This is a genomic window from Mycobacterium sp. NAZ190054, assembly GCF_001545925.1.
In the GTDB taxonomy this organism is placed as follows: domain Bacteria; phylum Actinomycetota; class Actinomycetes; order Mycobacteriales; family Mycobacteriaceae; genus Mycobacterium.
On record NZ_LMVQ01000108.1, the window covers coordinates 1 to 10,852 of the forward strand.

Genomic DNA, 10,852 nt, shown 5'->3' on the forward strand with positions numbered 1-10,852 from the left:
CGGGACTGGCCAGAAGCGGTGGACGATGCGCTGGAAACCAGCACTGAATGCCTTCGCGATCACCTTCGCCGACCGCATGCCGGGAAGCGAAACTGCCTAACAGAAGACGCCGCTTACACCGTTAATCGGACAGTCCCCGAGACACCACAATGGTGCCCCCGGCAGGATTCGAACCTGCGACACCGGCTTTAGGAGAGCCGTGCTCTATCCCCTGAGCTACGAGGGCGTTGCCGGAGGCAGCTTACCCGCCTCATGCCTCGGGCCGACAATGGCCGATCCTCGAGCGCTGATCCTGCGACGGCTACCTGAGGACCTCGATCACCTTGGCGAACGCCTCGGCATGACGCATCTGCACGATGAGGTAGCTGATGCCGTAGACGTCGCGGTAGCCACGAATCCGCTCGGCGATCTCCTCGGTGGAGCCGGACAGCACCCCAGGGTGGCGCAGCAGCTCCTCGTCGGAGAGCCCCGGCAGCGAGATCCGCGGAATGGTCAGATCGGGCCGGCCCGATCCGTCGACCGGCATCGCCGTGATCGCGAGGTTGAGCTCCAGACCGTCGAACCGGGCGCCGGCCGCCTCCCGCACGAACGCGATCCGCTCGGCCAGTGGATCGGCGTCCGCGGACGCCGCCCGGTCACCCCCGGTGAGACCCACGATGTGTGCCGAGCGCGCCGCGATCCGCAGCACCCGGTCGCCGTTGCCGGCGATCATGACCGGGACGTCGGGCAGGTGTGTGGCCATGTACTCCGTGGTCAGCTTCAGATGGTCGACGCGCTCGCGGGCGCTCGGGAACGGGATGCCGGCGGCGTCGAACTCCTCTTTGACATAGCCGGTGCCCAGCCCGAGCTCGAAGCGTCCGTCGCTGACGTCGCGCAGCGCCGCGACGTCGCGGGCCAGCAGCGCGGGACGGTAGAACGCCGCGTTGATGACGAACGTGCCGACCCGCAGCGTCGAGGTCGCCGTCGCGACCGCCGTCAGCACCGGGAACGGCGCCGGGCCGCCCAGATGGTCGGGGACATGCAGCACGTCGTAGCCCAGGCCCTCGGCCCGTCGGGCGCTCTCGGCGACTTGCGTGCGTGAACCGGTGCGCGTCACGCCGACACCGAACCGGAAGTTCTTGGCCACATCGTGATCGTAGAGCGAGGTTTGAATTCGAATCGGCACGGGCATATACGCGATCGGCTTTCATCACCCCGATCCGGCCCGTCGTCGAATTATCCGACGGGCCGGATCAAATTTTCGTTAGGGCGCAGACATGACAGAAGTTCCGACACTGGGTGTCGAGGAGGAGTTCCTCCTCGTCGACCCGGCGTCCGGTGCGCCCGCGGCCCTCAACCGGCAGGTCGCCGCACGCGCCGCGGCGACGGACGTCGAGTTGCAGCTCGAGCTGACCAGCTGCCAGGTGGAGACCACCACCGGCGTCGTCGCCGACGCCGGGGAACTGTGCGAGCAGTTGCTGCGGTTACGGCGCACCTCGGCCGCAGCGGCCGAGCGGGCCGGCGCGCGCCTGCTCGCCGTCGGGTTGCCGCCGACCCTGCCGCACGACTTCCCGGTCACCGACACGCCGCGGTACCGCGACATCGGCGACCGGTACGGCATGATCGCCCACGAACAGGGCATCTGTGGCTGCCACGTACACGTCGCGGTGCCCGACCGGGACGCCGCGGTCGCCGTCAGCAACCGGTTGCGGCCCTGGCTGCCGCTGCTGCTCGCGCTCACCGCGAACTCCGCGATCTACCGCAACGCCGACACCGGGCACGCGAGCTGGCGCAGCGTGCTGTGGGCCCGCTGGCCCAGCGCCGGGCCACCGCCGCACTTCGACTCCGCCGACGAGTACGACGCCGCCGTGCAGATGCTCGCCCACACCGGCGTGATCCGCGACGACGGAATGGTCTATTGGGATGTGCGGCCGTCGGCCCACTTTCCGACCGTCGAGGTGCGGGTCGCCGACGTGCCCGCGACGGTGGCCGAGACCGTGTTGTTCGCCGCGCTGGTCCGCGGCTGCGCGATGACGGCCCTCGACGACGAGCGGCGCGGCGAGCCCGTGTTGCCGCTGGCGCCGTATGCGCTCAAGGCGGCGTATTGGAAGGCGGCCCGGGAAGGCCTCGACGGCGACGGTGTCGACCTGGAGAATCACACGGCCGCGCCGATGCCCGCACTGCTGGCCGGCCTGGTCGAAGAGATCCGGCCCGCCCTCGAGGCCACCGGCGATCTCCCGCTGGTCACCGCCGGGCTGGACCGGGTCGTCGACGTCGGCAACGGGGCGGTACGGCAGCGGCGTGCCTGGCGCAGAGCCCATGACGTCGGCGACGTGCTGGCCGAAGCCGCCGTGGCGACGCTCGAGGACGCTCCGTGAGCGGGAGCGCCGCCTGCCTACCGGGACGGTAGGCGCCACGAGCGGGCCGCGCGGACCAGGCCCTGGACCAGTGCGGAGGTCGCGGGGGACAGCCCGTCGTCGCCGGGGATACCGCTGCGGGGACTGGTGCCGCGCACCCGCGGCGAGAGTTCGAGTTGAGTGCCGCCGCCGCGGACGCGGTTGACCGGGTTGTCCGGGTGCAGCCCGCGCAGTTCCTTCGGGATCGCGTCCAGGTCGGTGACGACGTGGTAGCCGGAGATGTCGATGTGGTGGGCGACATGCTCAGCCAGGCCCCGGTTGCGGCCGCCGGCCAGAATCTGGGTGCTGCGGCCCAGCCGGCCGTAGCCGTGCAGCGACACCGCCACCTCGACATGGTCGAGGAACTCCGCCAGCCGACCCGACTGCGCGGGGTCGTAGCCGGCCGACGGCAGGTGGTGCGGGTAATGGTCGGGATGGCGCACCACATACAGCGACGCGTCCGCGGCGTCGGCGGCGCGTTCGGCGATGACGTCGGTCATCTGCTCCAGACCGCCGCCGTGGATGGCCAGAAACCCGAACCGGGAGCGCAGCACCGCGTCCTCGATGACGGCCGGGTCACCGAGTAGTTCGGAAAGGTTCTGTGGGCCAACGGAGTCGGTGCTATGACGGCGTTGCGGCCAATGGGTGGGGTCCCATTTCTCGAGGAACTGGATCCAGCTGCCGGGCAGGCCGTGATGGCGGGCACCGGCGAGGATGCGTTCGAGGTAACCGGGACGCGGCGGACCGGCTTCGACCCGGTGGTCGATGTACACCCACGCGGTCGACGGCCCGTGCTCGGTCATCACCGTCAGCGCGTCGCGCCGGTAACGCACCGGAACCCCCTCGGCGCTGTCCAGGGTGGCCAGGTCGCGGTCGGAGAGCTGCCAGACCACACCGTGCACCTCGCCACCGGTGAGCGGTTCCACCGTCGCGACGCCGCGCTCGTTGATCAGCCAGTCGTGGTCGGCCAGCGTGGCTCGGCGCGGGTCGGTGGCGTCGGGGCATCGGTGCGCCATCTGCTGCACGCACAGATTGGATCCGTACGCGAAGTAGAAGTGCCGGCCACTCATTCAGCCGGTCAGCGTGAGATAGATCAGCGCCACGTTCAGCAGCGTAATGAGGCCGGCGACGATCCAGCCAAACGTCGTGGTCATCCGGTGGTTGACGTCAACGCCCATCAGCCGCGCGTCGGCGGTGAGCCGGATCAGCGGGATCAGCGCGAACGGGATGCCGAACGACAGCACGACCTGCGAGAGCACCAGCGCTCGGCTGGGGTCGACACCCACGGCCAGGATCGCGAGCGCGGGCAGCAAGGTGATCAGCCGACGGCTGATCATCGGCACCGATCGGCGGATGAGGCCCTGCATGATCATCGCGCCGGCGTAGGCGCCGACCGAGGAGGACGCCAGCCCGGACGCCAGCAGGCCGATCGCGAACAGCAGGGCGACGGTGGGACCGAGCGCGTTCTGCACGGCGGCGTGGGCGCCCTCGATCGAGTCGGTGTTCTCCACGCCCTGCAGGTTGGTCGCGGCGACGAGCAGCATGGACAGGTTCACCGCGCCCGCCACGAGCATCGCGAGGCCGACGTCCCACCGGGTGATGCGCAGCAGCGCCCGCCGTTCCGGACCCGGTTCGGGATGACCGTGCCGGTCGCGGGCCAGCCCCGAATGGAGATAGACGGCGTGCGGCATGACCGTCGCGCCGAGCATCGCCGCCGCGAGGAGAATGCTCTCGGCGCCGTCGAACCGGGGAATCAGGCCCGCGGCGGCGTCGGCGACCGGCGGAGGCGATGCGAAAAGACTTGTCAGGAAACCGATCGCGATGACCAGCAGCAGGCCGGTGATGACCCGCTCGAACATCTGTTGTCCGCGGTGGTCTTTGACCACCAGCAAGACCAGCGAGACCGCCCCGGTGATCACGCCGCCGACCAGCAGCGGCAGATCGAACAGCAGGTACAGCGCGATCGCGCCGCCCACCACCTCGGCGAGATCTGTTGCCATGGCGACCAATTCGGCCTGAACCCAGTAGGCCAGCCGGGTCGGCCGTCCCATCCGCACGCCGACGGCCTCGGGGAGTGAGGCGCCGGTCACCAGCCCGAGCTTGGCCGACAGGTACTGCACCAGACAGGCCATCAGGTTGGCGACGACGATGACCCACAGCAGCAGGAACCCGAACTGTGCGCCCGCGCTGACGTTCGCCGCCACGTTGCCCGGGTCGACGTAGGCGATGGCGGCGACGAACGCGGGGCCGAGCAGGATCCAGCGCGACCGCGTCCGCGCTTCGGCCTGCCGCGTCACGACGCCCCTCTTCCATCCGGTACTTCGAATAGAAAAGTTAGGTTAGCCGAAACCTCAGTGCGGGGCCAGGGTCGGGTGACCGACCCGGCCGGTTCACCAGGGGCCGAGACCGTACGCGCCGACCAACGGCCAGACCCCGATGCCCGACCAGCCGCCGTAGTTCCACGGCGGTGGTGTCGTGGTGATCTGAGTGCTTCCGTTGGTTTCGCAGAACGTCACCGTCTTGCCGATGTCGGCGCAGTCGGGAGCGGCTGTGGCGGTGGGCGCGGTCAGTACGGCGGCGACGCCGAGGCCCACGACAAGTGCGGGGGCATACCGCGACACGATGCTCACGGCGTCAGAAGATGAACGGGCCGTAGCCTTCCCACGGGAACATGCCGCCGCCGTACCACGGCTGTGCGTACATCCCGGGGGTCGAGCTGATCTGGGCGTTGCCCGGTGACTCGCACACTTCGGTCCTGCCGCCGGCGCCCGCAGAGGTGGTGGCGCAGTTCGGCTGGGCGGACGCCGCAGGGGCTGCGGCGATGGCCACGGAAGCACCGCCGGCGACGAGGAGGGCGGCGAGGGTGCTCAGGCGAGCCTTCATTTTCAGGATCCTTCCAGGCAGGGTCATCGCTTAGCGTACAGACCTTTGCCAGTTATGGGTGGTAACTGTCGCGCAGTCAGGATTCCGGGCGCAGCGTCGATCACCGCCGGTATCGCGTTGACCACCCGGGCGGCGGTGGCGACGAGGCCGGCGTGGTTGTGGTCGCCGTTGGGACTGCTCAGGCACAGGTCGAGCGTGTAGGACGGTTCCCCGGTGATCTCGATCCGGTAGGACCCCCCGTGCTGCGCGGGCTGCGGCCACTCCGGACACAGGTCGTCGCGTAACCGGGTCACATGCTCGAGGACGACAGCGACGTCGCCGTCTTTCATCCCGCGCACCTCGAAGCGGAGCGCTGCGGTGGTGCCCTTCTCGATCCGGCCGGCGGCGATGTCGAAAGCCTCTGGCGCGGGCACCCTTTCATGCGTCTCGGTCACCGCGTCCAGTTCGATTCCGAGCCCGGCGGCCAACTGGCGCACCACCGAACCCCAGGCCAGGCTCAGCACCCCCGGCTGCAGCAACATCGGCGTCTCGTCCAGGCTGCCGCCGAAACCCATCACGTCGAACATGACCTGGGCGCTGTCGTAGGTGTCGTAGTTGATGATCTCCATGCAGCGGATCTGCTGGATGTTCTGGCAGGTTCCGGCGAGTGCCATCGGCAGCAGGTCGTTGGCGAAGCCCGGATCGATGCCGTTGACGAAGATGGTCGAAGATCCCTTCTGGGCGGCGTCCTCGATGGGGGAGATCAGTTCGTCGGGCAGCACCTGCCACGGATGCTGGAGGAAGACGGCGCTGCTGCCGACGACGTTGACGCCCGCGGCCAGGATCCGCCGGTAGTCCTCGAGTGCCTCGGGCAACCGGTTGTCGGCCAGCGCGGTGTAGACCGCGCACTCCGGCTGGGTCGCCAGCACCGCGTCGAGGTCGGTGGTCGCCAGGACGCCGGTCGAAAGCTGCAGTCCCGCAAGCTCTGCGGCGTCCTTGCCGGCCTTGGACTCGGAGGACACCCACACCGCGGCGAGCTCGAAGCGCGGGTCGGTGATCAGCTGCGCGAGCGCGTGCTTGCCGACGTTTCCGGTGCCGATCGCGACGACTTTGATGGCCATGGATGGCTCCTCACAGATCCGGGATGGGCATGTCGAGGTTCGGGAAGGTCAGTCCGCCGTCGACTTCGAGCGTCTTCCCGGTCAGATAGCTGCCGGCCGGCGAGGCGAGATAGACCGCCGCCGCGGCGATGTCGAGCGGGTCGCCGAGCCGCCGCAGCGGTGTGGCCTTCTCCATCGGCCCGCGCAGCTCGTCGTTGTCGGCCACGATCTCCAGCGCCGAGGTCAGGATCGAGCCGGGGGCGATCGCGTTCACCCGGATCCGCGGCGCCAGGTCGAGCGCCGACAATCGGGTGTAGTGCGCCAGGGCCGCTTTGGCGGTGCCGTAGGCGGCGAAACCCCGGCCGGCCAGTCGGCCCATCGTCGAGGTGATGTTGATGATGCTGCCGCCGCCGGAATGCTCCAGCATCAACGGAACCGCCGCGGTGGTCAGCGCGTGTGCGGTCGCCACGTTGAACGCGAAGGCGTCGCGCATGTCCTTGGCCGAGGTGTTCAGCAGCGCGTTCGGCATGGTGCCGCCGACGTTGTTGACGACGATGTCTAGTCGGCCGAACGCGTCGACGGCCTGCGCCGCCAACGCCGCGGTGTCCTCGGAGTGGGCGAGGTCGGCGGCGACGACGTGAGCCCGCCGCCCGGTCGCCTCGATCTGCCCGGCCACCTCCTCGAGCTGAGGTCGGGTACGCGCGGCAATCAGCACGTCAGCGCCCGCTTCGGCGAACGCCAGCGCCATCGCCGCACCCAGGCCGCGGCCCGCGCCGGTCACCACCGCCACCTGATCGTCGAGTCGGAACCGGTCCAGAATCACATGCGCCTCCCAATCGTCACCGGGCGCCACGCTAGCAAGGAGTTCCGGTCGGGGTGACCGGTTTCTGGAACACGTTCTACTTGGCAGGCGGTGCGTGGTCACGTGCGGGGTGAACTGATTTGCGTGACCCGAGGGCGTTTTTCGGGCAGAAACCCGCCGTAGGGTTACGCAACTTGCGCGCCGCGATACCCGGAACCCGCCCCTGAGCGGCGTCTGCCCGCGCTGTGGCATCAGTTGTCACAGGAGTCCGGGTATTGCCGAAGAACTGCGACCGGATCGCTGCGAAAGTCGGATATCTGGGACTCGTCGTGCCTGTGATGTTTGACCAACAAGGCGACGCCAACCCCTGGGCCGCGAACGTACGGTTTGTGACGGCATGGAGCCGAATGTCGTCACAATGCGTACGTTCGCGGACTGGTCCCGCCGGTCTACTTCTTCGCCGGGGCCTTCTTCGCGGCCTTCTTGGCCGGGGCCTTCTTCGCCGCCGTCTTCTTCGCGGCCTTCTTGGCCGGCGCCTTCTTCGCGGGTTCGTCGCCGTCATCGTCGGACGAGCCCGAGGACCGGCTCGACGAGCCCTGCTGTTTGCGGGCCTTCACACTGGCCTCCAGCTTGGCCAACAGATCGGACACGTCCTCGGTCTCGTCGAGCTCCTGCGGCTGCTCTTCGGTGGTGAACGCTTCGCCGCCTTCGAGTTTCGCCTGGATCAGCTCGTGCAGCTGTTCCTGGTAGTCGTCGTGGTAGCGGTCCGGGTTGAAGTCGTCGGTCATCGAGTCGACGACCTGGCTGGCCATCTTCAGCTCGGCGGGTTTGACGTCGACCTTCTTGTCGAGCACCGGGAAATCGGGGTCGCGGATCTCGTCGGGCCACAGCAGCGTGTGGATCATCATCACGTCGCGCTTGCTGAAATCCTTGACCCGCAGCGCGGCCAACCGGGTCTTGTTGCGCAGCGCGAAGTTCACGATGGCGACCCGGTCGGTATCCATCAACGTCTTGGCGAGCAGCACATACGACTTCGAGGACTTCCCTTCGGGCTCCAGGAAGTACGAGCGGTCGTACATCAGCGGATCCAGGTCGCTCGCCGGCACGAACTCCAGCACCTCGATCTCGCGGCTGCGTTCCTCGGGCAGCGTGGCGATGTCGTCGTCGGTGATGATGACCGTCTGCCCGTCGTCGGATTCGTAGGCCTTGGCGATGTCGCGGTACTCGACGACCTCGCCGCACACCTCGCAGACCCGCTTGTAGCGGATGCGGCCGTTGTCCTTCTCGTGCACCTGATGGAACTTGATGTCGTGGTCCTCGGTGGCGCTGTACACCTTGACCGGGACATTGACCAGCCCGAACGCGATGGAGCCCTTCCAGATGGACCGCATCAGCCCAGTATGTCCGATGCGGCGGCGCGATCGCGGCTGACACGGTCGGGCAGGTCCGCCCCGGCGCGCGCCACCGTCAGCGCCGCCGTCAGCGTCGCCGCCCGCACGGCGTCCTTCACCGATCCGTTCCCTTCGTGCAGTCGTCGAGGCAGTGTGTCACAACCACAATGTCCGCACGCGTCGATCAGACGCAATATCGGCTCCGCCGATCTGCCCGGCCGGTGTTTGTCCGCCGCTCGGCCGGGTAGTCACGGAGAGTGTCGACTCATGCCGCCGAGCCCTCCGAGATCACCAGTTCACCGGTAGTCCGTCGCGAGACGTCGGCGTCTCGGGTGCAGGTGTGGAACGTCGTCGCCGATGGCTGGACCTACTCCCAATGGGTGGTCGGGAACAGCCGCATGCGCGCGGTGGATCCGAAGTGGCCGCAGCCGGGCAGCACGATCCACCACTCGATCGGTGTGTGGCCCGCCGTGATCAACGACAGCACCGTCGTCGAGTCCTGCACCCCCGAGCACGAACTTGTCCTGATCGCCAACGGCCGCCCTTTCGGCAAGGCGCGGATCACGCTTCGGCTGCACGACCTCGAGGGCGGTGGATGCCTCATCGAGATGGCCGAGGTGCCGGTGTCGCCGCCGATGAGCTGGTTGCCCGAACGCGTGGCGCTGGCCATCGCCTTCCCGCGCAACCGCGAGACGACGTGGCGGTTGGCCGTGATGGCCGAACGCCGCGCCTCGGATGACGACTAGCCCCTCGGCGACCGACACCGCTGACGCTGTGGTGATCGGCGCGGGTCACCACGGTCTGGTCGCCGCCGCGTTGCTCGCCGACGCCGGCTGGGATGTCGTCGTCCTCGAGGCACAGCAGGAACCCGGCGGCGCTGTGCGCAGCGCCGAGCTGGTTCCCGGTTATGTCAGCGACCTGTACAGCGCGTTCTATCCGCTGTCGGCGGCCTCCCCCGTGCTGCAGTCGCTGTCCCTGGAGGACCACGGGCTGCGCTGGTCGCACGCCCCGGCGGTGGTGGGGCATGCCGGCTCCGCCGACGACGCCGACGCGCCGGTGATCTATCGCGACATCGACCGCACCGCAGCCGAACTCGACCGTCGGCAGGTCGGTGACGGCCGGCGCTGGATCGAGGCGTTCGAACTGTACAAACGCATCGACAAGGCATTGCTGGCCACGCTGTTCGCACCGTTCCCGCCGGTGCGGGGACCGGTCGGGATGCTCCGCAGCATCGGCACCGCCGAGGCGTTGCGGATGGCCCATCTGCTGCTGCTGCCCGCCGGAGAGCTGGCCCGCAACCTGTTCTCCGGTGAGGCGGCGCGTTTGCTGGTGCTCGGCAACGCGATGCACGCCGACGTCCCCGTCGACGCCCCCGGCAGCGGAGTCATGGGTTACCTGATGATGATGCTCGCCCAGGACGGCGGCTTCCCTGTCCCGGTCGGCGGCGCGGGACAGTTGACAGGCGCACTGGTGCGGCGTGCCGAGGCCGCCGGCGCACGTGTCGAGTGCGGCCGCCGGGTCGACTCGATCGAGCTGCGTGGCCGTCGGGCCACAGCGGTCCGGTGCGCCGACGGGCGCGTTGTACGCTGCCGCCGCGCCGTGATCGCGAACACCTCGGCGCCGGCGTTGTACCGCCACCTGCTGCCCTCCGACGCGTTGCCACCGCGTCTGAACGACGGGCTGGACCGGTTCGTGTGGGACACCCCGGTGCTCAAGATCAACTACGCCCTCGACGCGCCGATTCCGTGGCGCTCCGCCGGCCTGGCCGAAGCCGGGACCGTGCATCTCGGCGCCGACCACGCCGGGCTGATCCGGTGGATGGCCGATCTGAACACCGGAACCCTGCCCGAGTCGCCGTTCCTGCTGTTCGGGCAGATGACGACGGCGGACCCCAGCCGTTCACCGGCCGGAACCGAAAGCGCCTGGGCCTACACGCATCTGCCGCGCGAAATGGCCGACGACGTGTCGGCCGACAAAGTCGCCGAGGCCGTCGACGCAGTGGTGGAGCGGCACGCCCCGGGCTTCCGGGACCACGTCGTCGGGAAGGTGGTGCAGCGTCCGTCAGACCTGGAGCGCAGCGACGCGAATCTGCACGCCGGTGCCGTCAACGGCGGCACTGCGCAGCTGTTCCAGCAGCTGATCTTCCGGCCGATGCCGGGCCAGGGCCGCGCTCAGACACCCCTGGACAACGTCTTCCTCGGCAGCGCCTCCGCTTCGCCCGGTGGTGGCGTCCACGGCACCTGCGGCCGGGATGTCGACCGGTTGCGCGCCGCCGACCGCCGCCGCCACCGCGTCGGCCTTGCCGGCTCCCGCCACCACCAG

General features: G+C 69.0%; 12 protein-coding genes and 1 tRNA gene. 4 read left to right on the forward strand and 9 right to left on the reverse strand.

What is annotated here, in order from left to right:
• A partial coding sequence (locus ASJ79_RS33800) for a hypothetical protein (RefSeq protein ID WP_231750797.1) occupies window positions 1-100 on the forward strand: 100 nt, incomplete at its 5' end.
• Between the two features lie 50 nt (window positions 101-150).
• Here ASJ79_RS33800 and ASJ79_RS09435 read toward each other — a convergent pair.
• A tRNA-Arg gene (locus ASJ79_RS09435) sits at window positions 151-226 on the reverse strand.
• A 75-nt stretch (window positions 227-301) separates the two neighbouring features.
• Window positions 302-1,126: an LLM class F420-dependent oxidoreductase gene (locus ASJ79_RS09440; RefSeq protein WP_067954480.1), complete on the reverse strand. Its 825-nt coding sequence runs from the start codon at window positions 1,124-1,126 to the stop codon at window positions 302-304.
• A 130-nt stretch (window positions 1,127-1,256) separates the two neighbouring features.
• On the opposite strand from ASJ79_RS09440, the gene ASJ79_RS09445 reads away from it, so the two are divergent.
• On the forward strand, window positions 1,257-2,357 hold the full coding sequence (locus ASJ79_RS09445) for a glutamate--cysteine ligase (RefSeq protein ID WP_067954482.1): 1,101 nt from the start codon (window positions 1,257-1,259) through the stop codon (window positions 2,355-2,357).
• A gap of 17 nt (window positions 2,358-2,374) precedes the next feature.
• Here the strand turns inward: ASJ79_RS09445 and ASJ79_RS09450 are convergent, their stop codons facing one another.
• The 7 genes from ASJ79_RS09450 to ASJ79_RS09480 form a co-directional block, all read right to left on the reverse strand.
• Entirely contained in the window at window positions 2,375-3,445 is a 1,071-nt protein-coding gene (locus ASJ79_RS09450) for a poly-gamma-glutamate hydrolase family protein (RefSeq protein WP_067954484.1), read from the reverse strand.
• Window positions 3,446-4,672: an Nramp family divalent metal transporter gene (locus ASJ79_RS09455; protein ID WP_067954486.1), complete on the reverse strand. Its 1,227-nt coding sequence runs from the start codon at window positions 4,670-4,672 to the stop codon at window positions 3,446-3,448. It abuts the gene before it with no gap.
• Between the two features lie 93 nt (window positions 4,673-4,765).
• Window positions 4,766-5,005 carry a hypothetical protein gene (locus ASJ79_RS09460; protein WP_067954488.1) on the reverse strand — a complete coding sequence of 80 codons (240 nt, stop codon included), beginning with the start codon at window positions 5,003-5,005 and terminating at the stop codon, window positions 4,766-4,768.
• A gap of 4 nt (window positions 5,006-5,009) precedes the next feature.
• Complete coding sequence (locus tag ASJ79_RS09465) at window positions 5,010-5,258, reverse strand: hypothetical protein (RefSeq protein ID WP_067954490.1); 249 nt, start codon at window positions 5,256-5,258, stop codon at window positions 5,010-5,012.
• A gap of 23 nt (window positions 5,259-5,281) precedes the next feature.
• Window positions 5,282-6,358: a diacylglycerol kinase gene (locus tag ASJ79_RS09470; RefSeq protein WP_067954492.1), complete on the reverse strand. Its 1,077-nt coding sequence runs from the start codon at window positions 6,356-6,358 to the stop codon at window positions 5,282-5,284.
• Between the two features lie 10 nt (window positions 6,359-6,368).
• A complete protein-coding gene (locus ASJ79_RS09475; protein ID WP_067954497.1) occupies window positions 6,369-7,160 on the reverse strand; it encodes an SDR family oxidoreductase in 792 nt (263 codons plus the stop codon).
• A 428-nt stretch (window positions 7,161-7,588) separates the two neighbouring features.
• On the reverse strand, window positions 7,589-8,530 hold the full coding sequence (locus tag ASJ79_RS09480; protein ID WP_067954493.1) for a Ku protein: 942 nt from the start codon (window positions 8,528-8,530) through the stop codon (window positions 7,589-7,591).
• 257 nt (window positions 8,531-8,787) lie between these two features.
• On the opposite strand from ASJ79_RS09480, the gene ASJ79_RS09485 reads away from it, so the two are divergent.
• A complete protein-coding gene (locus ASJ79_RS09485; protein ID WP_067954495.1) occupies window positions 8,788-9,276 on the forward strand; it encodes an SRPBCC family protein in 489 nt (162 codons plus the stop codon).
• Window positions 9,266-10,852 (forward strand): NAD(P)/FAD-dependent oxidoreductase (locus ASJ79_RS09490; RefSeq protein WP_067954499.1); only part of this gene is annotated, 1,587 nt, incomplete at its 3' end. The genes ASJ79_RS09485 and ASJ79_RS09490, both read left to right, overlap by 11 nt.

What these genes read in the sequence shown, in the direction of transcription:
- ASJ79_RS09445 (WP_067954482.1), top strand. Translation starts at nt 1,257, where the DNA reads ATGACAGAAGTTCCGACACTGGGTGTCGAGGAGGAGTTCCTCCTCGTC.
- ASJ79_RS09450 (WP_067954484.1), bottom strand. Translation starts at nt 3,445, where the DNA reads ATGAGTGGCCGGCACTTCTACTTCGCGTACGGATCCAATCTGTGCGTG.
- ASJ79_RS09465 (WP_067954490.1), bottom strand. Translation starts at nt 5,258, where the DNA reads ATGAAGGCTCGCCTGAGCACCCTCGCCGCCCTCCTCGTCGCCGGCGGT.
- ASJ79_RS09470 (WP_067954492.1), bottom strand. Translation starts at nt 6,358, where the DNA reads ATGGCCATCAAAGTCGTCGCGATCGGCACCGGAAACGTCGGCAAGCAC.
- ASJ79_RS09480 (WP_067954493.1), bottom strand. Translation starts at nt 8,530, where the DNA reads ATGCGGTCCATCTGGAAGGGCTCCATCGCGTTCGGGCTGGTCAATGTC.